Raw genomic sequence first — 25,845 nt, 5'->3', positions numbered from 1 at the left:
GTACGTGCGGTACGTGCGGGGCTCACCATTCGGCGTACGAGCCGTCCGTGTGCTGCCACATCGGCGGGCGCCACCGGTGGCCTGTCGCGGCTGCCTCGCGCACCGCGTCCTCGTCGATCTCGATGCCGAGGCCGGGCCCGGTGAGCAGGTCGATGTGACCGGCGGACATGTCGAAGACCGAGGGATCGCGCAGATACGCCAGCATGGTGGCGCCCTCGCCGTAGCCGATGCCGAGACTCTGCTCCTGGATGAGGAAATTCGGGGTGGCGAAGTCGACTTGGAGGCTGGCGGCCAGCGCGATCGGCCCCAGCGGGCAGTGCGGGGCGAGCAACGCGTCGAACGTCTCGGCGGCGGCTGCGATCCGCCGCACCTCGGAAATACCGCCGGCGTGCGACAGGTCGGGCTGCACCACGGCGACACCGGCCCGCAGGACCTCGTCGAACTCCCGGCGGGAGTAGAGACGCTCGCCTGTGGCGAGGGGGATGGGCGTGGCCGCCGCCAGTCGGGCGAGATTCCGCGAGTGCTCGGGCAGCACGGGCTCCTCGACGAAGAAGGGCCGTACTGCCTCCAGCAGCGGCAGCATCGCGGCCGATCCCGCCGTGCTGAAACGGCCGTGCACGTCGATCGCGACGTCCACCGTGTCACCCACGGCCTCCCGGAGCACCCGCATGCGCCGCGCCCAGGACTCCAGGTCGGCCTTGGACGGGATCGGAGCGGCGGCCTCGGTCAGGTTGACCTTGACGGCGGTGAAGCCGAGTGCGGTCTTCTCCCGGGCGTCGGCCGCCAGCGTCTCCGGGTCGTCGCCGTGCACCCACGTGTACATCCGGGCGCGTTCGCGGACGGCTCCGCCGAGGAGCTCGTGGACAGGAGCGCCCAGCGCTCGCCCCGTGATGTCCCACAGCGCCTGGTCGATGCCGGACACCGCGCTGGAGAAGACCGGGCCACCCCGGTAGAAGCCGGATTTGGTGAGGGTCTGCCAGTGCTGCTCGATCCTCCTGGGATCGCGGCCGACGAGGTATTCGAAGAAGGTATCGACGACAGCACTGACGGCCTCCGCGCGTCCTTCGACGATCGGCTCGCCCCAGCCGCTGATACCCGCGTCGGTGTCGACGCGCAGGAACAGCCAGCGCGGCTCCACCAGGAAGGTTTCCCAGCCGGTGATCTTCATGTGCACTCCAGGTCGGCGGTCGGTGTCGGCGGTGTCGGCGATGGTGTGCCGGTGGTCGGTGTCGGCGGGCGGCACCGCCGGATGGCGTCAGCGGATGGTGTCGTCGGTCGTGTCGCGGGCGGCGGCGATTTCGTCCCAGGTCGGCAGACCGTCCCAGTCTCCGACGGTCGTCACGGCGAAGCGCGCTGTCGCGAGCGCGACCCGGATTCTCTCCGCCGCGGGCAGGCCGCGCATGCGGGCGGCGAGGTAGCCGGCCGCGAGCGCGTCCCCCGCGCCGACGGTGTCTATGACCTGGCGGGCCGGCGGCCGGTGCAGGCTCGCGGTCCCGTCGGCGTGCACACCGACGGGACCGCCACCGTCGGAGACGACGGCTTCGGCGGGTCCCAGCGCCGTGAGCTTCACCGCCGTCTCCGCGGCATCCCCGGAACCGTCGCGGCTCCCGAGGACGATTTCGGCCTCCGCCATCGAGGCGAAGACGATCGAGCTTCTCTCCACCAGCCACCGCAGCTCGGGGCGGGCTTCCTCCCGCGACCAGAGCCTGCCGCGGTGGTTCAGGGCGCAACTGACCTCGACGCCGGCCCGACGTGCCGTCTCGACGGCGATGCGTACGGCGTCGGCGGGGCCACGGCCCAGAGCCGGGGTCACACCCGTGACGTGAAGCATCGCCGCGCCGCGGATGAGGTCGAGGTCGAGGTCGGCGGGCGTCAGCGTGGCGCCCGCTGTGCCGGTCCGGTAGTAGTCGACGGTCGAGTGCTCGCTGGTCCGCTGGGTGCGCACCAGCAGGGCGGTCGGCGCCGAGCACCGGCGGGCCCGTACGGTGACGCCCTCGGCGCGCAGCTCGCGGATGATGAGGTCGCCCAGGCCGTCGCCGGAGACCACGCCCGCCCACGACACGGGCAGGCCCAGCCGGCGTACTCCGACCGCGGTGTTGGCCTCCGCACCGGCGACCCGCATCACCAGGCGCTGGCCGCGGCCGAGCGGGCCCGGCAGCTCGCTGGTCAGCGACACGACGACGTCCCCCAGAGCGACGAGCCCGCCGGACTCCGCACGCGCGCCGCCGCTGTGGTCGTCCGCTTTCGCCGTCACGCGATCACCCGGTCGGCGGCGATGAGAACGTTCCTCAGCCGGGCGGTGCGGGTCCGCAGACCGTGCAGGTCGCCCTCGGCCAGGGCGTTCCCGAGCAGCGGGGACCCGAGCCCGACGGCGCGGGCTCCCGCTGCCAGCCAGCGCGGCACGTCCTCGATGCCGATCCCGCCCGTGGGCACCAGGTCCACATCGGGCAGCGGCTGCCGCACCGCTCGTACGAAACCGGGTCCGAGTCCCTCGGCCGGGAAGAGCTTGACGGCGGTGGCGCCTGCTCCGGTCGCCGTCATGACCTCGGTGGGCGTCATCGCGCCCGGCAGTGTGCCCAGACCGAGAGCCGCGGCTTCCGCGATCAGCGACGGATCCGTGTGCGGGCTGACGATGAAGTCGCAACCCGCCGCGACAACCGGGGCGAGCTGAGCGCGATCGGTGACCGTTCCCATGCCGACGGCGACGTCGGCGGCGAGCCGGGACCGCATGGCAGCGGCTGCCGCGTAGGCACCCGGCGTGGTCGCCGTCACCTCGATCGCGGTGATGCCCGCCTCGGCGAGGGCGTCCGCGGCGCGGAGCAGGAAGGTGTCCCTGCGTGCTCTCATGATCGCCACTACCGGGAACGCGGCCAGTGCGGTCCGGAGTTGTCGCGCCCCGCTCATCCCTTCACCGCCCCGCCGCTCATCCCCTCGACCATGCGGCGCTGGAAGAAGACGAAGAGCAGCAGCAGCGGCGCGACGCCCATCAGCGCGGACGGGAACAGATCCGTCGGCTGGGCGATCTTGGGATCGAGCAGGGCGTAGGCGTTGACCATGATCGTGCGCTGGTCGGCGTTCTGCAGGAACACCAGCGGCACCAGCAGGTCGTTCCACACCGCGAGCGTGATGAACAGCAGCAGGGTCGCGGTCACCGGACCGAGAAGCGGGAAGAAGATCGAGAAGAAGGTCCGCAGCCGACTCGCGCCGTCCAACTGCGCCGCCTCGTCCAGGTCGCCGGGGATGGAACGGACGAAGCTGGTGTAGAAGAAGATCGCGATCGGCAGGTTGGACGCCGCGTAGATCAGGATGACGCCGGGGATCGAACCGAGCAGGCCCAGGTCCCGGACCAGCAGGTAGAGGGGTGCGACAAGGACGAAGAGCGGGACGGCCATACCGGCCATGAAGCCCCGGTAGACCCACGTGGACCACGACCGGCTGGTGCGGCCCAGGGCATAGCCCGCCATGGAGCCGAGCAGCACGACGATCGCGCAGGTGCCGGCGGTGATGAGCAGCGTGTTGAAGACGCTGCGCCCGTAGTTGATCTCGGAGTAGACGCGGCTGAAGTTCGAGAAGGTGATCGAGGTGGGGAAGGCGACCGCGTGCTCGGCCACGTCCTGGGCCGGGCGCAGCGAGGTACTGATGGCGTAGAGGAAGGGCGAGACGAAGATCAGCGTCGCGACGCCGCCCAGGGTCCGCACCGTGTACTGCCGGACGGTCAGCCGCCTGCGGTCGGGGCGCCGTCCGGGCCGCGAGATGGTCGGAGCGGTCATCAGATTCGCCCTTCACGGCGTCGGAGCAGGGTGTTGACGGATGTGGCGATCACGACGACCACGACCAGCAGCAGGACCGAGATCGCGGTGCCGTAGCCGATGGCCCCGTTCTGGAACAGGTTGTTGTAGATGGCCAGGCCCAGGGTGTTGGTGGAGTTCACCGGACCGCCCTTGGTCATCACCAGCGGCAGTTCCAGAACGCGCAGGGTGCCGGTCAGGCTGAGCGTCACCGTGACGGTGAGGGCGGGAGCCAGCAGCGGCCACTCGATACTGCGGAAGGTCTGCCATCGGCTCGCGCCGTCGATCCGCGCGGCCTCGGTCAGCTCGACGGGGATGTTGCGGAAGCCGGCGGCGAAGATCGCGGCGGAGAATCCGGCGAACATCCAGATGTTGACGACGGCGATCGCGTACAGCGCCGTCGACGGGTCGCCGAGCCACACCTGCTTGAGGCTGCTCAGGCCGAGGGCGTCCAGCGTCGCGTTGAGCGGGCCGTCGCTGTTGTACAGCGCGGACCAGATGAAGGACGCCATGACCGGCGAGAGCAGCGCGGGGGTCAGCAGGAGGACGGCGAGCGTCTTTCCGTACGTGCCCCAGCGGCGCAGGCTCGCGGCGATCGCCAGGCCGAGCGCGGTCTGTGCCACCACGACGACGAGAGTGAAGACGAGGGTGTGGATCACGGCGGAACGGATGTCGCCGCTGTGCAGGAGCTTGCGGTAGTTCGCCAGGCCCACGTTGTTCGCGGTCGGGCCGCCGGTGGAGTTGGTGAGGCTGAGCGGGATGGCCCTGACCAGCGGATAGAGGGTCAGGAGTGCGTAGAGTCCGATCGCAGGCAAGGTGAAGGGCAGCAGACTCCGGTTGTGCAGAGTCCTGCTGAGCAGGGTCCGCTTGGGCGGGGTCCGGCGGTGCGGGCTGGGACCGTTCGGGCTCGGACCGTTCGGGCTCGGGCTGTGCGGGCTCGGACCGTACGGGGTCCGGTGGGGCAGGCGCGTTCTGGGCATCGCGGGTCGTTCTCTCCAGGCGGGCTGAGCGACGTGGACACGACGGACAAGGCGGAGGCGGGGGCCGGGCCGCGGCGGTGGCGGGGAGGGATCCCGTCGCGGCCCGGCGTTCGGATCAGCCCTTGGCCGCGGAGTCGAAGGCGTCGAGCGTCTGCGCGACGGACTTCTTGCCGAGGATCAGTGCCTGTACGGCGTTCTGCATGTCCTTCTGCGAGGTGCCGCCGGCCCAGGTGCTCTCCGGCAGGACGTAGTAGCGGCCGGCGGTGACGGCCGCCACCAGGTCCTCCGCGTCGGGGATGGCGGGCGAAGGGGTGGTCTTCATCGGCGAGAAGGCCGCCTCGGCCGTCAGATACGGGGTCAGGGCCGCGGAGGTCGCCCAGTACTTCAGGTACTCCTTGGCCGCGGCCTGCTTGGAGGTCTTGGCGTTGACGGTCCACAGGGTGCCGACGGCGGTGGTCGCGGAACCCTGGTCGCCGGCCGGTCCGCCCGGCCAGGTGGAGAACTTCAGATCGGTGATGCCCTTGGACAGGTCGCTCATGGCCCAGGAGCCCTGGAGCAGGAAGGCGCTCTTGCCCGCCTTGAAGTCCTGGGTGCCCTGCGACCACTCGTCGACGCCGAGTTGAGCCTTGTAGTCGATCAGCCCCTTGGCGCCGAGGTCGGCGACCTGCTGGGTGGCGGTCTTCCAGCCGTCGGTACCGGCGAAGCCCGTCGTGCCCGCCGCCAGATCCTGATTCCAGCCGGGAGTGCCCTGGAAGACCAGCGAGGCGGCGCTGGCGGTGATCGCGGTGAAGACCGTCCAGCCGCTCTTGTCCGGCAGCGCGATCCCGGGCTGGTGCGCCGTTTTGAGGGCGTCGAGGTCGGCGACCAGCTCCGGCCAGGTGGCCGGCGGCTTGGTGATGCCCGCGGCCTTGAGCACCTTCATGTTGCTGAACAGGCCGACACCTGTCAGCTCGCTGGGCAGCGCCACGACCTTGCTGTTGTCGGTGACCAGCGGCTTGACCGGGGCCGCCATGTCCGCCACCCACGGCTGGTCGGACAGGTCGGACAGATAGCCGGACTTCGCCCAGCGCGCCGCGTTGGGGGTGTCGGCCATGATCACGTCGGCGGCGTTGCCGCCGAGCAACTGCGCGTTGAGTTTCTGGGTGTACGGGTCGCCGCCCGGCTGGAACGTGTAGTCGATCTTGATGTCGGGGTGGGCCTTCTCGAAGGCCGCGTTGATCTCCTTGACGTTGGCCGGCTCGGAGGGGCCGCCCTTCCAGCCGACGACCTTCAGAGTGACCTGCTTGTCGCCGGAGTCCTGCCCGCCGCTGGAGCTGCCCTTGTCACTCTTGTCGTCGGAACAGCCGCTGAGAGCGAGAACGGCGGCCAGTGGCACGCACGCGATGACGGCGAGCTTCCTGCTGCGCATGGTTCCTCCTGGGAAACCGGACGCCACCGGCGGCCGGGAGAACGGTGAAACGGATGGGGCCGGGGTGACTGCCGCCGGCAGGACCGAACCGGCTCCTCGTAACGAGATCAACCGGTTTCCTTTTGGTGTGCGGTGACGTTAACCAAGGTTTTTCGGCAACGTCAATCCCCGTGACGCGAACGTTACGGATTTTGAGGAAACCGGTTGACTGAAACAAGCACGACACCTACGCTCGCCGACGCACCTTGAAGGCCGGGTAAGCGGAAGGTGTCTTCCGTGGGTCGGTCCCGTCTCCCGGTGGTCCCCTGCCGCACCGCGCCCGCGGTCGGCGGTCTCCCCCCAAGAGGTTCTTCAACGATGAGGAAGTGACCCATGCAACGTCGTGCCAGAGGGCGACGCCGCGGCCCGCTCAACCTGATCATCGCCACTGCGGCGGTGCTGGCGGCGGGTGTCGCCGCGCTGCTCACGGTCAACACCGCCCACGCGGCCGGTGTCACCGGCCCGCTCAAGAGTTCGGGCAAGTGCCTGGACGACACCGGCGGCGTGACCACCAGCGGCAACCCGATCGAGGTCTACGACTGCAACGGAAGCGGTGCGCAGAACTGGAACCTGCCGGGCGACGGCACCGTGCGTGTCTTCGGCAAGTGCCTGGACATCAAGAACGGCGCCACCAGCCCCGGTACCCGGGTGCAGTTGTGGGACTGCAACGGCAGCGACGCCCAGAAATGGCAGCCGGGCGCGACCAGTTCGCTGGTCAACCCGGGTACGGGCCTGTGCCTGGACATCGTCAACGGCAGCGCCGTCAACGGCAACCCCGTCCAGATATGGGCATGCAACGGCTCCGCCGCCCAGCAGTGGACCCTGCCCACCGGTGACGGCGGCGGTACCACGGGCGGCACCACCGGCGGCGGTACGGGCGGCACGCTCGGCGTCACCGGTATCAGCACCCAGAGCACCACGCTGGGCGTGGCCACCGGACTGCTCCCGGCCTCCACCGGCGGCACCGGCCAGGTCCAGTGGTCGGCCACCGGCCTGCCCGCGGGCCTGTCGATGAACTACATCAACGGCACCATCATGGGCACCCCGACCGCCACCGGTTCCAGCACGGTGACGGTGAAGGCCACCGACGCCAACGGCGCCACCGGCACGGGCAGCTTCACCTGGACGGTGACCGCTCCGGCGGCCGTCGGCAGCTCCTACTACCTGGACTGCTCGGCGGCCTCCAACGGCTCCGGCACCCAGTCCTCACCCTGGAACACGTTGGGCAGCGCCAACAGCCACACCTTCGGCCCCGGCGACAAGCTGCTGCTGAAGAAGGGCACGACCTGCCACGGCAAGCTCACCCCCAAGGGCAGTGGCAGCGCCACGGCGCCCATCACCCTGGACGGATACGGCTCCGGCGCGGCCCCCGTCGTCGCCGGCGACGGCCTGACCAACCCCGATCCCAGCAACCTGATCAGCGAAGCCACCGTGGCGCTGACCAACCAGAGCTACTGGATCATCCAGAACCTGGAGGTCACCAACAACGCCTCCGCCGAGGCCCTGCGCTCCGGCATCGAGGTCTTCGGTACCGACGGGCAGGAGCACGACGGCATCACCATCCGCGACAACAACGTGCACGACGTCATGGGCTGGACCAGCCGCAGCGCCAACCTGGACTGGTACTACCTCTCGCACGGCATCGGCGTGGAGATCCCCACCCAGGGCACCTTCTTCAAGGGCGTCACCGTGTCCGGGAACTCGGTCCACGACATCCACGGCGTGGGCGTCGGCCTGTACGGCGACCAGCACAACTGGAACGACAACCCGGTGCGCAACCGCTACGTCCTGGTCACCGGCAACACGGTGCGGAACATCTCCCACGACGGCATCGTCGTCTCGGTCAGCGACTCCCCGCTGACCGAGCGCAACGTCGCCGACCGGCTCGGAGTCAACGGCCGGGACGGCGTCTACGCCGGCATCTGGGGCTGGGGCGACACCAACCCCACCTTCCAGTACAACGAGGTCTCCCACATCACCCGGGTCACCGACGACAGCGTCGCCTGGGACTGCGACGGTTCGATGCTCGGCACCTGCACGTACCAGTACAACTACGACCACGACAACAGCAACGGCATCCTGCTCGTCTGCGCTTCCTGCGGACGGACGACCACGCTGAAGGTCGTCTACCGGTACAACGTCTCGGTCAACGACTGCCGGTTCCACAAGTACACCGACGGCGCGCTGTCGGTCGACTTCTACAACAACACGATCGACTGCCGGAACAAGGCGTTCGACTTCGGTGAGACGCCCAGCATCACCAAGTTCTCCAACAACGTCTTCATCGGCCAGGCCGGCTCGTCGCTCCCGTCAGGACCCACCTACAAGGCCAACACCTACGTGGGCTTCACCCCGCCCTCCGACCCCCAGGCGTCGACGGCCGACCCCAGGCTCGTCTCCGCCAACGGGGTGGGAACCCCGGGCATCGGTTCCATCGGCGGCTACAAGCTGCTGTCCGGTTCCCCCGCGCTGAGGAGCGGCACCACCGTGCCCGGCAACTTCGGCACCGACCTGTGGGGCAACCCCGTGAACACCGCGACTCCCAACCGCGGTGCCTACGCGGGCCAGGGAGAGTGAACACCCCCGTCGGTACCACCGTCGCCCTCGACGGCCGCACCGCAGGAGGATGAGGCAAGCTTCGTATCACCGACACATGATCGGATCCCGCGCGTGGTAATTGACGGATAGCACACCGTCAGTCCACCGGTGATTCCGGTCCCGCCCCGGCACCTCGTGCCGGGGCGGGACCGGAACGGATGTTCCAGACTCAGGAGACGACCCGCCCATGCCGGACGCCCCAGTTCGCCCCCGCCTGGCCGACGTCGCCGCTGCCGCGGGCGTATCGAAGTCGGCCGCTTCCAAGGTGCTCAACAACGCCCCGAGCGCGAGCGTCAGCGCCGGGACGCGGGAGCGGATCCTGTCCGCGGCCAAGAGACTCGGCTACCGGCCGCACGGACCCGCGCGGTCGCTCGCGACCGGGCGGACCGGCGCCATCGCTCTCGTGCTGCCGTCGATCGCGAACCCGACCCACGCGACGATAGCCCGCGGTGCGACGAGGCGCGCCCTCGAACTCGGCTTCATGACCCTGACCGCCGAGGACCTGGGGGACGCCGGCTCCCGCGAGGAACTGGAGATGGTGGTGGAGTCCGGTCGTATCGACGGCGTGCTCGTCGGTTCGGCGTCCGCGACCAGCGACCTGCCGTTCGTGCTGCGCCGCACCGGCATTCCGCACGTCTTCGTCAACCGGAGCAATCCGCAGGGGCAGGCCAACATCGTCATGGACGTGGCCGAATCGGCCCGCGCCGCCGTCGACTTCCTCGTGAAACTGGGCCATCGTCGGCTGGGCCACATCGGTGGGCCGGAGGACGTCACTCCCAGCCTCGACCGTATCCGTGCCTTCAGGGAACGCTGCCGGGAACTCGCCCTGCCCGAGCCCGTTTTCGCCATGCAGGAGTTCGACGAACACGGCGGCAGCCGGGGCCTGGCATCCCTGCGGGCCGCGTCGGAGCCGCCGACCGCGCTGTTCACCAGCTCCTTCGCCCAGGCCGTAGGGGTGCTGGGGACGGCTGCCCGGATCGGTCTTGCCGTGCCGGACTCGCTGTCGGTGCTGGCGAACGACGACTACCCGATGGCCGACTATCTGGTGCCTTCCCTCAGCACCGTCGTGACGCCCCTGGCCGAACTCGGCGCCGCCGCCGTCGACGCCCTGGTCGCGATCGTGCGCGGTGGCGAACCCCGCAGCATCGTCATCCCGACCAGCCCCACCATCATCGCCCGCGCTTCTACGGCGGCCCCGCCGCCGTCCGACCCTTCGTGACGAGAGACCCCATGAAGATCTGGCACTCCGGAATCGACGCCTTCGACCACGATCCGCTCCTCCTGGGCGAGGGCCCCCGCTGGGACACCGCCACCGCGACCCTTTCCCTGGTCGGCATCGACGATCAGGTGTTCGGGACGCTGACCGACGACGGCGTCGCCCTTTCCGCGGTGCCGGATTTTCTCGGCAGCGCGGTTCCCTGGCACGACGGCCTGTGGCTCGGCGCCTACGGAACATCCCTGGCAGGTATCACGGGGGCCGGTGATCTCATCCCCTTCACCGCGCTGCCGGTCGATCCGACGCTGTACCGGGCCAACGACGGCGCCTGTGATCCGGCCGGGCGCTTCTGGCTGGGTGTGATGGACCGGCACGCCGCCGTGGGCGCGGGAAGCCTGTGGGTGGTCCGCCCGGACGGCTCGGCGGAGCAGGTCCTCGACGGCATGACCATCCCCAACGGACTCGGCTGGTCGCCGGACGGCACGGTCATGTACGTCACCGACACCCACGCGGGCACGATCACCGGCCATGTCTTCGACGTGGATTCCGGGTCCCTGGGCGAGGTCCGTTCGGTGATCCGCACGGACGGGCGCCTCGGCGGACCCGACGGCCTCGCCGTCGATGCCGAGGGCGCTGTGTGGACGGCGATCTGGGACGGGGGCGCCATCCTGCGATACGCACCCGACGGCGCTCTGACCGGTGTGCTCGACGTTCCGGTACCCCGGCCGACAGCCTGCGCGTTCACCGGGCCCGGCCTGCGGGATCTCGTCATCACCTCGGCGGCCGTCGGGCTGTCCGCCGACGAACGCGCGCGGTATCCGATGTCGGGACGGACTCTGCGCATGCGCGTGGACGCCGAGGGGCTGCCGTCGACACGGTTCGCCGCGCCGCTGCCGTCCGCCGTCCGCGGGGAACGAGCCGTCCGATGAATGCCGTGGCCGTTGTCACCGGCGCCGTCGGGGAGATCGCCCAGGCGTCCGCGCGTCTGCTCGCCGACTCCGGCTGGACCCTCGTCCTCACCGACATCGACGACGAGCGCGGCCGCACGATCGCCGCGCGGACCGGCGCCGCCGAGTACCACCGGTGTGATGTCACCGACCAGGACGACTGGGCCCGGCTGCGCGATCACCTCGCGCGTCGCCACGGCCGCCTGGACCTGCTGTACTTCAACTCCGGAAGCAGCGCGCGCACCCCGCTGGGCGACACCCCCGTCGCGCGCTGGAAGCACCTGCTCGATGTCCACATCACCGCCGTCTACCAAGGTGTCGCAGCGCTCCGCGACCTGTTGGACGTCGCTCGGGGCAGCGTGGTGGTCACCTCCTCCATCCACTCCGTCACCGCGTTTCACGAGTACTCCGCGTACGCGGCCGCCAAAGGCGGTCTCGAGGCGCTGACTCGTCAACTCGCCGTCGACTGCGCACCAGGAGTACGGGTCAACGCCGTCGCGCTCGGTGCGGTGTTCACCAGTCCGTGGGAGATCGCCGGCGAGGAGGAGCTGGCGGCCATCCGCAGCCGTATTCCTCTCGGACGGATCGGCAGCCCGGCGGATGTCGCGTCCGTCGTCGCGTTCCTGGCTTCGGAGGGCGCCGCCTACCTCACCGGCCAGACCCTGCGGGTCGACGGCGGACGCACGATCTGGGCGGGGGAGTAGACCGCGCCGGCGGCTCTCCGTGGTACCGATCGTGCGCGATGGTGTCGTTCTTCGCTTTTCGTACTCTCGATACATCCGATCTTTATCTTGTCAAACCCTGACCTTGGGCTCTATGGTGCACGCACTGGGATTATTCATCCCATCTTTCTCCTCGCTGTCCAACGGGCCCGCGCCTGTGGCCGCATCCCGCGAAAGGAACTGTCGTGTCCTTTGCCAGAGCCCGGATCACTGCCGTGGACACCTACGATGTCCGTTTCCCGACCTCCCGTGACCTGGACGGTTCGGACGCGATGAACCCTGACCCGGACTACTCGGCGGCGTACGTGGTGCTTCGCACGGACGCCGGTGACGGGCTGGACGGACACGGATTCGTCTTCACCATCGGCCGTGGCAACGAGGTGCAGGTGGCCGCGATCGACAGCCTCCGCTCCCATGTCATCGGATGTTCGGTGGCCCAGCTCTGCGCCGACCCCGGTTGGATCAGCCGGCGGCTCATCGCGGACAGTCAACTGCGCTGGCTCGGGCCCGAAAAGGGCGTCATGCATATGGCCATCGGCGCGGTGGTGAACGCGGTCTGGGATCTGGCCGCCAAGTGCGCGGGGGTACCGCTGTGGCGCCTGCTGGCGGAGGCCGAGCCGGAGTGGCTGGTCTCGCAGGTGGACTTCCGCTACATCACCGACGCGCTGAGCCCACAGCGCGCCCTGGAACTCCTGCGCGCCGGACGTGAGGGCGCCGCCCAGCGCCAGTCCGAACTGATCCGGCACGGATATCCCGCGTACACCACCTCACCGGGCTGGCTCGGCTACTCCGACGAGAAGCTGGAGCGGCTGGCCCGACAGGCGGTGGCCGACGGATTCGGACAGATCAAACTGAAAGTCGGCGCGGACCTCGCCGACGACATCCGCCGCTGCCGCACAGCACGGCGCGCGATCGGTGACGACGTCCGCATGTGCGTGGACGCCAACCAGCGCTGGAATGTGCCCGAGGCTGTGGAATGGACGAACGCCCTGGCGGCGTTCGGGCCGTACTGGATCGAGGAGCCGACCAGCCCCGACGACATCCTCGGTCACGCGACCGTCCGCTCGGCCGTCGCGCCCGTCAAGGTCGCCACCGGCGAGCACGTGCAGAACCGCATCGTCTTCAAACAACTGCTCCAGGCCGGTGCCATCGACGTTCTTCAGCTCGACGCGGCCCGGGTCGGCGGCGTCAACGAGAATCTCGCGATTCTCCTGCTCGCCGCGGCCTTCGGCGTGCCGGTCTGCCCGCACGCCGGCGGCGTCGGACTCTGCGAACTCGTCCAGCATCTCGCGATGTTCGACTTCGTCGCCCTGTCCGGCTCGGTCGAGGACCGCGTCATCGAATACGTGGACCACCTCCACGAGCACTTCATCGATCCGGTCGTCATCCACAACGGTCACTACCAGGCGCCCTCCCGCTCCGGCTTCTCCGCCCAGATGCGCCAGACATCAGTGGCCACGTACACCTACCCCGGCGGAAGCTTCTGGGCAGCCGACCTCGCCGTGACGTCGTCGTCGGCCGACCGCTGACGCAGGCGGGTCGGCCACGCCGCCGGTATTACCGGCTCAACCCAGACGGTGCTGAGAGGGCTCGGATGGCCCTGGCAGTTGCATCTGCCAAACGCAGTGCCCTGCGCGCGCTGCGCCCGGGTCTGGCTGGAGGCACCACTTCATGAGCAATGCCGGTGCCTCCGAGGTCCGCGCGACAACCCATCACCACCGCGCCCCCGATTCCGTCCTTGCCCGCGCTCGGGACTCTGCGCTCGCCATCGCCCGCGAGCTCGAATTCGCCCGAGATCGCGCCCATGAGTTGGAGGGTGCTCTCGATCAGGCCCGCCTCAATCGAGCCCGGGAAATCGTCGGCGACCTTGCCGTCCACCTCGACCTCGTCCGCGATTTCGTCGGCGAGATCGGCCCGGTCCGTGGTCTCGACCTTGATCTCGACTTGGTCCGCAGTCTCGACTACGACCTCGACCTCAACAGCGCCCGCGGTGTCGTCGTAGTGCTGGAAAGAGCGGGAGCCCAGGCGCGGAAGATCGTGGTCGAGCTTGGAGCCGTTGCCGCGCTTGACGGGGTGTTGGCGACGGGACAGGTACGGACTGCCGCGTGTGCCGGATGGTTGGTCCGGGTGGCGTTGCGCATCCTGCCCGCGGCCGAACGGATGCGGTACAGCGAAGAGTGGCGCGGAGAGCTGTGGGATCTCGCCGAGGGGCCGGCTCGACGGCGCAGACAGACCCGTCACGCCATGCGACTGGTCGTCCGGGCGTGGCCCGTGCGATGCGGCATACGTGAGAGCCAGCACCGTCGTCCGGGTAAGGGTTGACTCTGGTGGGCGCGGTGAAGGCGAAGGTAATGGCAGGGGCGGGAGCGACGGCCGGAGCGGGCGGAGTCTTGGTCGGCGGCCTGCCTCTGGCGGCAGCGGTGCTCGGTGTGCTCGTCGTGGCGGTACTCGCTCTGCTGGTATGGACGGTGGCCGACGCCAGCCGTACACAACGCCTGGCAGAACTGATCCGTGCCTACCGCGCACCGTCCGCCCAGCTCCCGTCATGGTCCGGGGAAGCCAGCGACAGCCTGTCGAATTCGCCCGACCAGTCGCAGACCGCCGACCGTCACTCGATCGGTAGCCACCTCGAAGAAGCTCACTGACCCAGGCTCAGTTCGACCTCCGCTCGGATCGGCCCGTACCCGGAACACCACAGCACCACCCCGGGTATGGGCCGTTTCGCGTGTCCGCCCGCGGACGCCGTCCCGCCTGACCGCCCGGCGCACCCTGCCATCTGTCAGGAGCGGGCCGGCGGCCAGCTCTCCTACCGTGACCGCCACAGGCGGGCACAGACCGAGGGGAGAGGTTCACATGATCGGCAAGCGGGGCATGGCGGGGACTCTGGCGGGCGCAGCGATCGCCCTGGCCGGGACGACGGGGGTCGCCTCGGCGGCCCCGTCTGCGGATCCGGTGCAGACATACAGGAACAACCAGACCGGGTGGTGCCTGGACTACAACTCCCGGGAGAACGTCCACTCGCAAGGGTGCAACGGCGGAGCCTGGCAGCAGTGGCGGGTACACACCTGGGCCGACGGAACCAAGCGGTTCCAGAACGTCGCCACCGGGGTGTGCCTAGCCCGCGACAACATGTCGTACTCCGTGTACGGCGCCCAGACCTGCGACTCCTCGACGGAGCAGAGCTGGCGGGTGGACCACGTCAGCGGTGGGCTGGTGTTCCGGGCGCAGTTCGGGGGCTTCACCGACTGCCTTGACGACAACTACGTCGACGGGGTGCGGGCGTACCCGTGCAACAGCGGCCCGTACCAGGTCTGGTACTGAGTCGAGCGCGGGCCGGTTCCGGGGGCCGCGGGAACGCCTGCCGGGCGGTCTCGCGGCCCCCGGGACCACCTGTTTCTCCCTCGGCAAAGTGGCACGCCGAAGGGCACCTACTGACCGTGAACGTGTGGTGTCGTCATGGTGGGGTGCAGACGAGTCCGGTGCCGGCGAGGCAGCCGTCGAGTACGTCGGTGCGGTACTGGAGTTGGCGTAGGCCCCGCCGGACGGCGGGGATCAGGTCGTCGGGGCCGGTGAAGGCGCGATTGGCCGTGGTGGTGCGTCGCAGTACGGACCAGATGCGTTCGACGGGGTTGAGGTCGGGTGCGTAGGCGGGCAGTTAGGGCGTTTTTTCGGGTCATCTCGCGGACCAGATGAAGATGGCGGCGATGTGGAGTCCGGCGAGGTAGATGGTGCTGGTCTTGTCGTAGCGGGTAGCCAGGCCGCGCCACTGCTTGAGCTTGTTGATGCACTGCTCGACGGTGTTGCGTCGCTTGTAAGCGTCGCGGTCGTAGGCCGGCGGACGACCGCCCCGGCTGCCGCGGCGTTTGCGGTGGGTGGCCTGATCGGCAGGCTGCGGAATCACCGCCCGGATCCCACGCCGACGGAGATGGTCGCGGATCGACCGGGACGAATACGCCTTGTCGGCCAGGACCATTTCCGGGGTGGTCCTGGGACGACCGATCGGCCGAGGCACCCGCAGGCGGGCCATGACCTCGGGGAACGCGGGCGCGTCACCCGCCTGGCCAGGCGTGAGGACGAACGCCAGCGGCCGGCATCGGCCGTCAGCCGCGAGATGGATCTTCGTCGTCAGCCCGCCACGGGACCGTCCGAGGGCATGGTCGTCCGGCTCGCCGGACGGGGCCCCTTTTGACGGACCCCGGCGGCGTGCTGATGTGCCCGGACTGTCGTGGAGTCGACAGGGACAATCCAGTCGAGATCGTCCTCGGCGTCTGCCTGAGCCATCAGAGCGGTGAAGACCTTCCCCCAGGTGCCATTGGCAGCCCAGTTCCGCAGCCGGTTGTGGGCGCCCTTCCACGAGCCGAAGTGCTCGGGCAAGTCTGTCCACGCTGTCCCGGTGCGGTACTTGAACGCGATCGCGTCGATCACCTGCCGGTGATCACGCCACCGTCCACCCCGCCGAGGTGTCCGGTTCGGCAGCACGGCTCGATCCTTGCCCACTGGGCATCAGTCAACGACACACGTCAATCAACGATCAGGTGATCCGAAGGCTGCTGTTCAACTGTGCTGGTGCCGCTGATGCTTGCGAAGCCGTCGCACATGCCTGGCGTACTGCCCGGCCTGCGACCTTTGGGCACGATCAATCGAAAGCACCTGGGGATCTGCCGCACGCTCGTATAGCTCAACCTCGAAGGAGTCAGCGTCCGTTTCGACGAGCTGGGCCAGGGCGTCCCGATCCTGCTCAGCTGTCGGACGTGCGTTGACCTTGTCCCTCCATGCCTGGCCACTCACCTCGGCTTCGTCCACGCCGCCAATATGTCCGCGGACAACCGCGTGCGAAGTCCGCCCGGACCAAGATCCGGAAGAAGCGCCCTAGTAGACGGTGAGCCAGTCGCGGTCGGCGATGTAGCGGCGCATTCCGGCGGCGAGGTGGGTGTTGAGGTTGTCCTACATAAGGACGATCGGGCCGCCGAGTTGCTGGTGGGCGGCCTGGAGGAGGTCGCGGTAGTCGGTCCAGGCGAAGCGTTTGCGGCCGTCGGGGCGGGTGTCGGCGCGGGGCCAGCACTCAGTGCACGATGCGACGGAATGCCACAGATTCCTAGTTCCAGTATCCGTCGTCGAATCGGGTGATCTGGATGTCCTTGCCTGTCCGCGGCGCATCCAGGACGAGGTTGGTCCCGAGGTACATGCCGATGTGGCCGGGGTTCGTCGGTGTTCCGTCGGAGCCGGCGGCGAAGATGAGGTCGCCGGGCTTGAGGTCGGAGGCGTTGTAGACAGGGGTGCCGTCGAGTACCTGGGTGTACGTGGTGCGCGAGATGGTCACTCCGGCCGCGTCGTAGGCCATCATCATCAGACCTGAGCAGTCGTAGCTGGGGTTGCCGGTGCCGCCCCATTGGTAGGGCATGCCGAGCTTCTGGATTCCGTACGAGACCGCGGTGACGATCGACACCGGAGTACCCGCCGGGAGGCTGAAGCCGGAGGGGAGTTGCACGGGGGCCGTGATGGTCTCGCCCGCGCCATCCTCCTTCCCGCCTGCGCAATCGGTCGCCCCTCCGCCGACGGTGGCGACGAGCTGGTGGGCGAACGGTTCCCACTTCGCGTACGCCTCGGGTGTTGCTGACTGCTGAACCGCCTGGGCGGCTTGAGTCACGGGCAGGCTCTGCCAGTTGGACACGTGGAGAAGACGTGTGTAGAAGGATTTCGCTGAATACGCCGGATCCATCAACTGACTTGGAGCTCGACACCGCGCGAGCAGCTGGCGCCATCAAGGGAGCGGGCGGCGGGACCGCGGGCGCGGCGGCCGTACTCGTCCGCCACCTCCGGGCGCTCACCTCCTCCATCGCCTCGGCGGACCTCCAGGTCGAGGGATGGCTGTCGCCGCGCGACCTGGCGGAAGTCCTTCGGACAGCGTTCGACCCGCACAGCGCTCGGATGCTCGCGGAGCGCCGCGCCTCGGCGGTTGCGGCGGCCGTCCGCGGACTGGAGTCCGGGGGAGCCCCCGGCGTATCAACTGCGCACGCCGGTCCGGTTGCAGCCGAGGCGACTCGTACGAGCTACGTCCATGACGGTGCGGTGTCGGTGACGTACTGGGTCGCCGACTGGCCACGCAACAAGGTCTTTTCGACGGCGCTCGCACCGCTCCTGGCCGAGGGCGCGCATCGTCGCGCCTTCTCCATGCACATCCAGCCGCTCGCGCCTCGCGCCGCCGAGCGCGACGTGATGCGTGAGCGCACCTCCCGCCATGTCGCGGTGAGTATGCGTAACAAGACGGGTCAGATCGTGCCCGAGCACGAGAAGGCCGCGCTGCAACGGGCGGAAGCGCAGGACGCCGAGTGGGCCGCCGGGCACGGTCTCGTCCGATATACGGCCTACGTCACCGTGACGGTCACCGATCCGGCGGACCTCGAAGACGCTTGCGCCGCGCTGGAAGCGGACGCCTCCGGGGCGTACATCGACGTCCACCGCATGTACTGGGCCCAGGACTTGGGCTTCGCCGTCTCCGCGCTGCCGGTCGGCATGGGTCTGCCGAAGAAGAGGTGGTGAACGATGAGCCCGCGTTTGCCGCATAAGAAGTCCGCCGACCTCCCGGCGTTCGACCTCGGCCAGGTGCTCGGTACGCCTGCCGCCGCGCCCCAGCGCGTACGACCGCCCAAGCCGCCGAAGGCGCGCAAGGAACCGATCCCGCCGCGACGAGGGTGGGCCCGGCCCTTCGCCGGTCGGGCGCCGATCACGCCTCCCGTCCCCGTCTTCCGCGGCAGCACCGGCCAAGTGCAGGTTCTCTACCCGTGGTTGTACGGTGCGTCGATGCCGCCCGTCGGCGTCTACGTCGGTGTCGACTGCCTCAGCGGCGGCGCGTTCTCCTGCCACCCGATCGAGTGGCTCCACCGAGGTCTGATCACCAACCCCAACATGCTGATCACCGGCGTGCCGGGCGCGGGCAAGTCCGCCACCGTGAAGTCCTTGGTGACCCGGCTCGCCGCGTACGGCGTGCGTACGTTCGTGCTCGGGGACATCAAGAACGAGTACGCGCCGCTCGCGCGTGCCTTCGGCGTCGACCCTGTCGAACTCGGCCCCGGCTTGCGTAATCGCCTCAACCCCTTGGACTCCGGGCCGTTGGGCCACAATCTCCCCGCGGACCCGGAGGCGCTCCGCGAGCGCTTGGACGAGATCCATCGCCGCCGCATCACCCTCCTCTCCTCTCTCCTGGTGATGCGTCTCGGGCGCGATCTCACCCCGACGGAGGAGGCGGCACTTTCCCTCGCCATTCACCACGCCTCAGGGCAGGCGACCGCCAACACCACACTGGCCGACCCGACCATCCCGCAGGTGTGGACCCTTCTGCGTGATCCCCTTCCCGAGATGGCCGAGGAACTGCGGATCCGCGACCGCAGCATCGCCGAACTCCGCGAGATGATCCGCCCGGCCGCCGACGCCCTGGGCAACATGGTGCGCGGCTCGCTCAGCGGGCTCTTCGACGGCCCGACGACCGTACGACCGGACTTCGACGCCCCGATCCAGACCGTCGACCTCAGCCGGATCGACGGCCGCGGCGACGACACCGTGGCGATGACCCTGGCCTGCGTGTCCAGTTGGGGGCAAGCAGCCATCGACGAACCGGGCGGCCCCGTACGGCTCGTCGTACGGGACGAGCTTTGGCGCGCCATGCGCGTACCCGCGATGGTCCGCAAGCTCGACTCCGACCTGCGCCTGAGTCGTGCTCAGGGCACCATCCAGGTGCTGAGCACGCACAGGCTGGCCGACTTCGAGGCCGTTGGCGCGGCGGGCAGCGAAGAGGTCAGCATCGCGCGCAATTTGATCGCGTCATGCGACGTACGGATCTGTCTGCGCCAGGACACTGAACCCTTGGCGATGACGCGCGAGGTCATCGGCCTGACCGACACGGAGTGCGCGCACATCGCGTCGTGGAGCGGCGAGCAGATCGGACGGGCTATCTGGAAGATCGGCCGGTCCAGCTCTCACGTCGTCCAGGCGATCCTTTCGCCGCTGGAGCGCCAGCTCTACTACACCAACGAGCGCATGGCTGTCTAAGCCCGTGGGTTCGTCAATTCTGAAGCGTCCAGCGGTTGGAACCCAGGGGGTGAGCGTCGTGAAGAGCCTATGTGGGGTCGCCGGTTGGGGAACCGGCGGCTGGCCGTATGGACAGTCACGCAAATCCCGAGCCCTGCAGTCACGTGCTTGCGCGGTTGCTCGTGGTTGGGACGGCTGGGTTGGTCCCGGTTCAGTCCCACCAGAGCACGACGAGCAGGTGGCGCTTCGCCGCGTCAAGGTAGAAGTCGCGGAGAGCGTTGAAGTGCCTCAGCAGGTATGCCCTCGGACCTCCGGTGATCTCGGTGGCCCCGTGCCCGATCAAGGATCCGGCTTCGCGGTCGTCGGTCGGCAGGGCATCGAGAAGGGCAAGCATGTTGATCTGGCCAAGCAGTTCGGAGACACGCGCCACTTGAGGGGCGGACAGAGCTGTGGGGGCGGGTCCGAAGGGGGCGATGGCGTGCGGATGGGTGTTGAGGAAGGCCAGGTCGAGAGCAGTGTCGCCGTCTGTGGCCCAGCGGAGAGCATCCAGATGGACCTCGTCGAGCCGGGCAATCTCGCCGGCTCGCTCCAGCAGTTTCGGAGCCCAGTCCAGGTCCAGCACGTCGTATGTCGGCGGATCCCAATGGGGTTCGCGGCCCGGCGACATGCCAGCGGACTGGCGGCACGTGGCGAGGTACTCCGCCGGGATGCGGGCGAGCTGTTGGGTGACGGCCATGACGCCAGTATCCCGGGAACGTTCACCGGACTCTCGGGCTGCCGGCTTGGGCCATGTGCGACCAGCCGGGCCGCCTACGGCCATCGCCGCTATGAGCACTCATTCTGGACCACGGCCAGTGTCATCGGCCGCTTCGTTCACCAAATGGGCGCATACGTCAGGGATACCGCCGAGGCTTCGGGATTCCCGACGAAACAACGGATTCTTCGCGCCTTCGAGTGAACCCTGTCCGACCTGGCCTCCCAGGTCGGCCAGACGGACCTGTCCGCAACGAACCCAAGACAGTAGGGACATGAATGGCCTCCGGCAACTCCACCGTCGCACGGCGACCGCTCCTCGCGGAGCCGACGGACTACCTGATCGTCCTGCTGATACTCGGGGTCGCGCTCATCACGGTCGGTACGTGGGCCACGGGCCAACTCGCCGGGCTCCTCACGCACGCGCGATGGCCGCCCGTTGCCTTCGGCCGGTCCTTCGCCGTGGCGCGGGAGCTGCCGCACCACCTCGACAATCCGAAGCTGGCGTGGCCACGGACCGTGCGGTCCGACCTTCCCGGTCGTGGAGGATTCGCGGTCTCCTCCGTCCTGGTGGTCACAGGACTCGTCGCGCTGATCGCCGCCGTGTTCCGGCTCGTCAACCGCGGGCGCTCGGTACGCGGCTTCGCTTCGACGGCGCAGTTGGACCGCGCGATGTCCGGCAGGGCCGTCGTCCGCCGGAGCACGACGATTCGCCCCTCGCTACGAGGCGCGAAGATCAGACCGCATGACGTCGCCGTACTTCTGGGCCGAGCTGTCAGCGGAACGCTGCTCTGGGCTGCGGTCGAGAGCAGCGTGATCGTGCTCGCTGCCCCGCGGCAGGGCAAGACGTCCCAAGTGGTGATCCCCTGGTTGCGGTCCTGGAACGGGCCGGCCTTGGTGACCAGCATCAGGCCCGATGTCCTGACGAACACCGCTCTTCTCCGTCGCTCCCGAGGGCCTGTTCTCGTCATGGCTCCGACCGGCATGGTCGACTGGCCCGACCAGGTCCAGTGGTCGCCCACCTCGGGGTGCGAGGACTTTGGGAAGGCCATGGAACGGGCCGATGTGATGGTTACAGTCGGCAAGTCGGAGACGTCGATCGACTCCAGCGGCTCGGGTTACTTCGGGCTCACCGCGACCTCGTTGTTGGCCGCGTGGCTGCACACCGCCGCGCTAACCGGCCGGACCATGGCCCACGTCCTGGAATGGGGCTTCAACGCCTCGCTGGACGAGTCGGTGAAGTTCCTGGCCAACGCTCCGGGCGCCGAACCCGGCGTCGCCAAGATGCTCGACTCCCTGTACCGAAACCCGAGTGAGACGCGCTCGAACCTCTTCACCACGGTGCAGACGGCGCTGACCCCGCTGTTCTCCCGCGCGGCCAAACACACCTTCGTCCCTGACGACGGCCAAGGGTTGGACATCGAACAATGGCTGCGAGCCGGCGGAACGATCTACCTTCTGGTCAAGGACAAGCAGGCGAAGGCCCTCGCTCCACTGACCTCGGCCTTCGTGGACGAGGTGATCGAGACCGGGACGAGGATCGCCAACGAGTCACCGGGCGGGCGGCTCGACCCGCCCCTGGGCCTCTTCCTGGACGAGGTCGCCAACGTCAGCCCGTTGCCCCACCTGCCCGAGCTGATCTCATTCGCGGGCGGAACCGGCATCTTTGTTCTGGCCGTCCTCCAGAGCCAGGCACAGGCGCGAAAGCGCTGGGGTATCGATGGTGCCGAGATGCTCTGGGGCTCGGCGACGATCAAGGTGGCCCTCGGCGGCCTGTCCGGCAAAGAACTCGACGCGTTCAGCGACCTGGCGGGCACGTACCGCGAATCCTTGACGACCTATCAGACCGGTGTGCACGGCACCACGATCCAGACCACCCTCCAGGACCGAAAGACGTTGACCCCGGAGGAGATCCGCGTCCTCGACGAGCTGGACCGCGAAGCCCTCGTGTTCCACGCGACGACGCCAGCGGTCAAGGTGCGGATGGAGCGCCACTACGAAGGGCCGGACCGGGACGCGTACGCGGAGTCGGTCGAGTGGGCCCGCAACTACCGTCGGAGGAAGACGCTATGAGCGCCGTCGATTCCAGCGGGCTGTCTCCGGGCGTCCCTTCCTTCGCGGTCATCCGCCGTCTCAAGCGCCGACCACGTGTTCGTCGTCCGCGACCGCGGCCTGGAGCGACGGGGGAGCGGACTGCCGTCGGGCGCCGTGCCGGGCAGCCGTCCTTGTCGCTGACGGAATGGCACAGCATGTCGGTGGCCGAGCGCGACACGGCGTGGACAGAGCTACGTGGTTGGGTCACCTGGCTCTATGACCGGTACGAACTCGCCGTCGAGTCGCGGCTTCCCGACTGCTGGGCGGAGCACCCCGGACTGATCGAGGAACTGTGGGCGCTCATGCTCTGGCGGCACGAGATCTACTCCGCCGCGCAGCCTTCCGGCCAGGCCGCGCGCTACTGGCACATCGAGCTGCGTACGGTCATCGCCAGCACCGCCTCCCACTACGCGGCCGGCTGCCGTACGGGGCATGTCCCGCTCGGTGACCTCGCGGCGCAGTCCCCCGAGCTCCAGGCGAGATGGGCGCGGGCCGATCCCTGGGCTCGGATCCCGCCCTTGACCCTCGTCATGGGTGCCAGCGGGCCCTCCACCTCGGACCAGTTGGACGTCGAAGCCATGGAACGGGCGATCAGCGTCGGTGAAGCCCGACCGCTCAGCCCGTCCCTTCCCGAATACGTCCGCTACGCGAGTACCTGGTGGTGGCTGGCAGAAGAAGGCGGGGACTGGGCGAAGGTGACCACGCCGACCTTCGCCGCTGAACTCGACGCAGCCGCCGAGCGGTTGAAAGCAGCTTCGGAGCGCTGCGGCGAGACTCGCCACCGGTCAGTAATCCGCTCACCGCGATGAGCACGATACGAGGAACGCACCGTGAACGATCCTTATCTCGTGCTCCGCGCGGAGCAAGCACTCATCGCAGCGGCGCTGGCCGACCGGAGCCGCCTCCGCGAAGTCTCCTACGTGAAACCGTCAGCCTTCGCCCACCCCACCAACCGTGCCATCTATACAGCCCTGTTGAATTCGAGCGACCTCGGTCCCGACACGACGAACGCGCTCTCCACGATCGCCGAGCGAGTAGATATCCCGGGCGTCACGTCCGAATACCTCGGCGCACTCGCTGAAGCGAGCCGCGGTGTCGCGAGCATCACGGTGTACGGCCGACTCGTCGAGGAAGCATCAGTCCGACGGGACCTCGCCGCTTACGCCGACGGCATCACCACCGAAGCCGCAGCCCGCCCAGATCACCAGCTCGACCGGCTCGCTCGGGCCCTACGGCAGCAGAGCCGTGCCGCGGTAGCCGCCGAACTCGCCGATTCCGCACCGGCGCTGTACGTCCCAGCCGATGTTCCCCTGTCGACTCCGGGCACCAGAGCCCACCAGGAGGAACTGCTGCTCGCCTGCCTCGTGACGTACCCGAGCCAAGTCGCCCAGGTCGAGTGGCTTACAGCCGAGGCCTTCGAGCCGGGCCCGCGCCGGGAGATCTACGCTGCCATCATCGCGGTGACGGAACGCGGCGAGCCCGTCGAGGAACTGACGGTCATCTGGGAGATGGAACGACAGCAGCCCGACCAGTCGTTGCAGGACACCTACGCCACCGGGCACGCCGACTACCTGTCGCGGCTGGCGAAAACGGCCGTTGTCGTCGGCCGCGCGGTGGAGATCGGCAGCGAACTCCTGGTCGACGAACTCCGTACGACCCTTTCAGTAGGAGCAGCGGGCCTCACCCACGGCAGAAGCGAACAACGGATAGCCGGGCCCTCCCCGACCCCGGCCAACCACCGGATCGACCAACCCACCCCGTCTCCGACCCAGCCTCCACCACGCCCAGCCGCCCCTGCCCCCAAGCCCGACATCCGGCCGTAGGAGGGGAGCAGCCATGACCAACTCCACCTCCGCGGAACGCCCCGAGTACGTCCGCGCACGAGCGGGCCGTATCCCACCGGGCAGCACCGCGCAGATCACCCACGACGAGATGACCACCGCCGTGACCGCAGGCGATGCCCGATACCTCAGCGAAACGATCAAACAGTTCGCCGTCTACCAGTCCACGTGGTGGATGAGCGACCGTGACGGCTGGTTCAAGATCACAGACGGCGCGGTCCTGGTCGGTCTTGAGACCGCGTCGAGCCGCATGGCGGTTGCGGACCGCACCGTGCGGCAGGAGTCGGGCTGATCTCTTTGTAGCGAGTGATCACACGCGCTTTAGGGCCCCAGCGGCCGAGTGGCGGCGCTCTTGGGGCTGTTCACGAGATGGGAGCGGGAGCACGTTTCGGTCACCAAGAACGCGTTGCAACCCTCCTGGGCTGATGACGAGTGGCGGCCGGGGGCCTGGCCGAGGTACTGGAGCCAGTTGCGAACCCTCCTGGGCTGATGACGAGGTGGGAGCTTGCGCAGCTACGAAGAGGTCATCCGGCGGTTGCGAACCCTCCTGGGCTGATGACGAGCTTCGCCCACCACGTCCACACCGGCGGCCCTGTCTCGTTGCGAACCCTCCTGGGCTGATGACGAGGGCCGACTTCCTGGCCATTCCGCCACGCCCCGCCTAGTTGCGAACCCTCCTGGGCTGATGACGAGGCGAGTTCTTCTATTCGTCATGCCAGAAGAGAACGTGTTGCGAACCCTCCTGGGCTGATGACGAGTCGACCAGCGGACGCTGGCCCAAGGTGGTGTGCCAGTTGCGAACCCTCCTGGGCTGATGACGAGGGTCCAGGTCGCCGCCGTATGTGCCGCGTGGATCGCGTTGCGAACCCTCCTGGGCTGATGACGAGGGCGTTCGATGTCGCAGGGCGCGGACGGCGGACTGCGTTGCGAACCCTCCTGGGCTGATGACGAGTCAGCTGCACGTCGTGGTACTCGGCGATCTGGTGGGGTTGCGAACCCTCCTGGGCTGATGACGAGGTGCGCCGCGTCTGGCGGCGGACCGCGGATGCCGCCGTGTTGCGAACCCTCCTGGGCTGATGACGAGGCGAGGGTAAAGGCACAGGTCAGAGCCATGCGGCGTCCTGTGGACGTGAATGTTTCCCCGGAGTTCGTCGGTAGTGCATCGTGCCTGGTCAGAGGATGTCGCCTGGGCCACCGAGGGCGACTCCGACGGTTGTTGATTCGATCATGTCCGGGGAGCGGACCTTGTAGGTGACGATGCTGTCGTAGTCCACGTCGATGGTCGTGGCAAGAGCAGCCATGAGGGCCCGGTATTGGGCGGCGGTGAGTTCGCCCTGGAAGACGCTGCGTTGGGTCCAGTGGAGGTATTTACGGCAGGTTTTGAGAACCTTCGGATTGCGCTCGGCGGCGGTGTCGTAGACGAGGATGACGAAG

The 25,845-nt window shown here is 68.6% G+C and carries 24 protein-coding genes, 3 pseudogenes and 1 CRISPR repeat array; of the genes and pseudogenes, 13 read left to right on the top strand and 14 right to left on the bottom strand.

Features of this window, described 5'->3' with window-relative positions:
* Positions 1-22: 22 nt before the first annotated feature.
* From dgoD to BGM09_RS21340, 6 genes are all read right to left on the bottom strand, one after another.
* Entirely contained in the window at positions 23-1,168 is a 1,146-nt protein-coding gene (gene dgoD / locus BGM09_RS21365) for a galactonate dehydratase (RefSeq protein ID WP_188283301.1), read from the bottom strand.
* Positions 1,169-1,255: 87 nt separating this feature from the next.
* Positions 1,256-2,254 (bottom strand): sugar kinase, encoded by a 999-nt coding sequence (locus BGM09_RS21360; protein WP_188283270.1) that lies wholly within the window; start codon positions 2,252-2,254, stop codon positions 1,256-1,258.
* A complete protein-coding gene (locus tag BGM09_RS21355) occupies positions 2,251-2,904 on the bottom strand; it encodes a bifunctional 4-hydroxy-2-oxoglutarate aldolase/2-dehydro-3-deoxy-phosphogluconate aldolase (protein WP_188283269.1) in 654 nt (217 codons plus the stop codon). The genes BGM09_RS21360 and BGM09_RS21355 overlap by 4 nt, the downstream gene beginning before the upstream one ends.
* Complete coding sequence (locus BGM09_RS21350; protein ID WP_188283268.1) at positions 2,901-3,770, bottom strand: carbohydrate ABC transporter permease; 870 nt, start codon at positions 3,768-3,770, stop codon at positions 2,901-2,903. The genes BGM09_RS21355 and BGM09_RS21350 overlap by 4 nt, the downstream gene beginning before the upstream one ends.
* Complete coding sequence (locus tag BGM09_RS21345; RefSeq protein WP_223187371.1) at positions 3,770-4,603, bottom strand: carbohydrate ABC transporter permease; 834 nt, start codon at positions 4,601-4,603, stop codon at positions 3,770-3,772. Before BGM09_RS21345 ends, BGM09_RS21350 begins: the two co-directional genes overlap by 1 nt.
* Positions 4,604-4,883: 280 nt before the next feature.
* On the bottom strand, positions 4,884-6,176 hold the full coding sequence (locus BGM09_RS21340) for an ABC transporter substrate-binding protein (RefSeq protein WP_188283266.1): 1,293 nt from the start codon (positions 6,174-6,176) through the stop codon (positions 4,884-4,886).
* A 372-nt stretch (positions 6,177-6,548) separates the two neighbouring features.
* Between BGM09_RS21340 and BGM09_RS21335 the strand changes: the two genes are divergently transcribed.
* The 5 genes from BGM09_RS21335 (at position 6,549) to BGM09_RS21315 (ending at position 13,227) form a co-directional block, all read left to right on the top strand.
* The gene (locus BGM09_RS21335; RefSeq protein ID WP_188283265.1) at positions 6,549-8,792 is read left to right on the top strand and encodes an Ig domain-containing protein; all 2,244 of its coding nucleotides are present in this window, start codon (positions 6,549-6,551) and stop codon (positions 8,790-8,792) included.
* 208 nt (positions 8,793-9,000) lie between these two features.
* On the top strand, positions 9,001-10,032 hold the full coding sequence (locus BGM09_RS21330) for a LacI family DNA-binding transcriptional regulator (protein WP_188283264.1): 1,032 nt from the start codon (positions 9,001-9,003) through the stop codon (positions 10,030-10,032).
* 11 nt (positions 10,033-10,043) lie between these two features.
* Positions 10,044-10,958, top strand: a complete 915-nt coding sequence (locus BGM09_RS21325; RefSeq protein ID WP_188283263.1) for an SMP-30/gluconolactonase/LRE family protein — start codon at positions 10,044-10,046, stop codon at positions 10,956-10,958.
* 5 nt (positions 10,959-10,963) lie between these two features.
* Positions 10,964-11,680 carry an SDR family NAD(P)-dependent oxidoreductase gene (locus BGM09_RS21320; RefSeq protein ID WP_188283262.1) on the top strand — a complete coding sequence of 239 codons (717 nt, stop codon included), beginning with the start codon at positions 10,964-10,966 and terminating at the stop codon, positions 11,678-11,680.
* Between the two features lie 203 nt (positions 11,681-11,883).
* Positions 11,884-13,227, top strand: coding sequence for an enolase C-terminal domain-like protein (locus tag BGM09_RS21315; protein ID WP_188283261.1), 1,344 nt, complete (start codon positions 11,884-11,886; stop codon positions 13,225-13,227).
* A 28-nt stretch (positions 13,228-13,255) separates the two neighbouring features.
* Here BGM09_RS21315 and BGM09_RS21310 read toward each other — a convergent pair whose 3' ends face one another.
* Positions 13,256-13,999, bottom strand: a complete 744-nt coding sequence (locus tag BGM09_RS21310; protein WP_188283260.1) for a hypothetical protein — start codon at positions 13,997-13,999, stop codon at positions 13,256-13,258.
* A 26-nt stretch (positions 14,000-14,025) separates the two neighbouring features.
* Between BGM09_RS21310 and BGM09_RS21305 the strand changes: the two genes are divergently transcribed.
* Both BGM09_RS21305 and BGM09_RS21300 read left to right on the top strand, forming a co-directional pair.
* A complete protein-coding gene (locus BGM09_RS21305) occupies positions 14,026-14,343 on the top strand; it encodes a hypothetical protein (RefSeq protein ID WP_188283259.1) in 318 nt (105 codons plus the stop codon).
* 208 nt (positions 14,344-14,551) lie between these two features.
* Positions 14,552-15,019: an RICIN domain-containing protein gene (locus BGM09_RS21300; protein WP_188283258.1), complete on the top strand. Its 468-nt coding sequence runs from the start codon at positions 14,552-14,554 to the stop codon at positions 15,017-15,019.
* 133 nt (positions 15,020-15,152) lie between these two features.
* On the opposite strand, the pseudogene BGM09_RS21295 reads toward BGM09_RS21300, so the two are convergent.
* From BGM09_RS21295 to BGM09_RS38945, 5 genes and pseudogenes are all read right to left on the bottom strand, one after another.
* Positions 15,153-15,353: pseudogene (locus BGM09_RS21295) on the bottom strand (transposase); the annotation flags it as partial.
* An 18-nt stretch (positions 15,354-15,371) separates the two neighbouring features.
* Positions 15,372-16,215 (bottom strand): annotated as a pseudogene (locus tag BGM09_RS21290) (IS5 family transposase).
* Positions 16,216-16,252: 37 nt separating this feature from the next.
* Positions 16,253-16,501, bottom strand: a complete 249-nt coding sequence (locus BGM09_RS21285; protein WP_188283257.1) for a hypothetical protein — start codon at positions 16,499-16,501, stop codon at positions 16,253-16,255.
* Positions 16,502-16,570: 69 nt separating this feature from the next.
* A pseudogene (locus BGM09_RS37910) lies at positions 16,571-16,789 on the bottom strand (hypothetical protein); the annotation flags it as partial.
* 4 nt (positions 16,790-16,793) lie between these two features.
* On the bottom strand, positions 16,794-17,345 hold the full coding sequence (locus BGM09_RS38945) for a C40 family peptidase (protein WP_188283256.1): 552 nt from the start codon (positions 17,343-17,345) through the stop codon (positions 16,794-16,796).
* 80 nt (positions 17,346-17,425) lie between these two features.
* On the opposite strand from BGM09_RS38945, the gene BGM09_RS21275 reads away from it, so the two are divergent.
* Both BGM09_RS21275 and BGM09_RS21270 read left to right on the top strand, forming a co-directional pair.
* Positions 17,426-18,238: an SCO6880 family protein gene (locus BGM09_RS21275; protein WP_188283255.1), complete on the top strand. Its 813-nt coding sequence runs from the start codon at positions 17,426-17,428 to the stop codon at positions 18,236-18,238.
* Positions 18,239-18,253: 15 nt separating this feature from the next.
* Positions 18,254-19,744, top strand: coding sequence for a VirB4 family type IV secretion system protein (locus tag BGM09_RS21270; RefSeq protein ID WP_223187369.1), 1,491 nt, complete (start codon positions 18,254-18,256; stop codon positions 19,742-19,744).
* Between the two features lie 190 nt (positions 19,745-19,934).
* On the opposite strand, the gene BGM09_RS21265 is transcribed toward BGM09_RS21270, so the two are convergent.
* A complete protein-coding gene (locus BGM09_RS21265; protein ID WP_188283253.1) occupies positions 19,935-20,459 on the bottom strand; it encodes a DUF1877 domain-containing protein in 525 nt (174 codons plus the stop codon).
* 296 nt (positions 20,460-20,755) lie between these two features.
* Here BGM09_RS21265 and BGM09_RS21260 point away from each other — a divergent pair, with 296 nt between their 5' ends.
* From BGM09_RS21260 to BGM09_RS21245, 4 genes are all read left to right on the top strand, one after another.
* Complete coding sequence (locus tag BGM09_RS21260) at positions 20,756-22,549, top strand: type IV secretory system conjugative DNA transfer family protein (RefSeq protein ID WP_188283252.1); 1,794 nt, start codon at positions 20,756-20,758, stop codon at positions 22,547-22,549.
* 152 nt (positions 22,550-22,701) lie between these two features.
* A complete protein-coding gene (locus BGM09_RS21255; protein ID WP_223187368.1) occupies positions 22,702-23,379 on the top strand; it encodes a hypothetical protein in 678 nt (225 codons plus the stop codon).
* A 21-nt stretch (positions 23,380-23,400) separates the two neighbouring features.
* Positions 23,401-24,393, top strand: a complete 993-nt coding sequence (locus tag BGM09_RS38940) for a DnaB-like helicase N-terminal domain-containing protein (protein ID WP_188283250.1) — start codon at positions 23,401-23,403, stop codon at positions 24,391-24,393.
* A 13-nt stretch (positions 24,394-24,406) separates the two neighbouring features.
* Positions 24,407-24,703, top strand: coding sequence for a hypothetical protein (locus BGM09_RS21245; protein WP_188283249.1), 297 nt, complete (start codon positions 24,407-24,409; stop codon positions 24,701-24,703).
* Between the two features lie 112 nt (positions 24,704-24,815).
* A CRISPR array of direct repeats spans positions 24,816-25,495; the repeat unit is 29 nt; unit sequence GTTGCGAACCCTCCTGGGCTGATGACGAG.
* 88 nt (positions 25,496-25,583) lie between these two features.
* Here the strand turns inward: BGM09_RS21245 and cas2 are convergent.
* A complete protein-coding gene (cas2, locus tag BGM09_RS21240; RefSeq protein ID WP_317452816.1) occupies positions 25,584-25,838 on the bottom strand; it encodes a CRISPR-associated endonuclease Cas2 in 255 nt (84 codons plus the stop codon).
* Positions 25,839-25,845 lie beyond the last annotated feature (7 nt).

It is taken from the genome of Streptomyces sp. CBMA29 (assembly GCF_014596445.1).
GTDB lineage: Bacteria > Actinomycetota > Actinomycetes > Streptomycetales > Streptomycetaceae > Actinacidiphila.
This window is presented reverse-complemented; position numbering and strand designations above follow the sequence as displayed.

Coding starts and splice junctions, on each gene's coding strand:
- dgoD (WP_188283301.1), bottom strand. CDS start 1,168: ATGAAGATCACCGGCTGGGAAACCTTCCTGGTGGAGCCGCGCTGGCTG.
- BGM09_RS21355 (WP_188283269.1), bottom strand. CDS start 2,904: ATGAGCGGGGCGCGACAACTCCGGACCGCACTGGCCGCGTTCCCGGTA.
- BGM09_RS21350 (WP_188283268.1), bottom strand. CDS start 3,770: ATGACCGCTCCGACCATCTCGCGGCCCGGACGGCGCCCCGACCGCAGG.
- BGM09_RS21340 (WP_188283266.1), bottom strand. CDS start 6,176: ATGCGCAGCAGGAAGCTCGCCGTCATCGCGTGCGTGCCACTGGCCGCC.
- BGM09_RS21335 (WP_188283265.1), top strand. CDS start 6,549: ATGCAACGTCGTGCCAGAGGGCGACGCCGCGGCCCGCTCAACCTGATC.
- BGM09_RS21330 (WP_188283264.1), top strand. CDS start 9,001: ATGCCGGACGCCCCAGTTCGCCCCCGCCTGGCCGACGTCGCCGCTGCC.
- BGM09_RS21325 (WP_188283263.1), top strand. CDS start 10,044: ATGAAGATCTGGCACTCCGGAATCGACGCCTTCGACCACGATCCGCTC.
- BGM09_RS21300 (WP_188283258.1), top strand. CDS start 14,552: ATGATCGGCAAGCGGGGCATGGCGGGGACTCTGGCGGGCGCAGCGATC.
- BGM09_RS21265 (WP_188283253.1), bottom strand. CDS start 20,459: ATGGCCGTCACCCAACAGCTCGCCCGCATCCCGGCGGAGTACCTCGCC.
- BGM09_RS21260 (WP_188283252.1), top strand. CDS start 20,756: ATGGCCTCCGGCAACTCCACCGTCGCACGGCGACCGCTCCTCGCGGAG.
- BGM09_RS21245 (WP_188283249.1), top strand. CDS start 24,407: ATGACCAACTCCACCTCCGCGGAACGCCCCGAGTACGTCCGCGCACGA.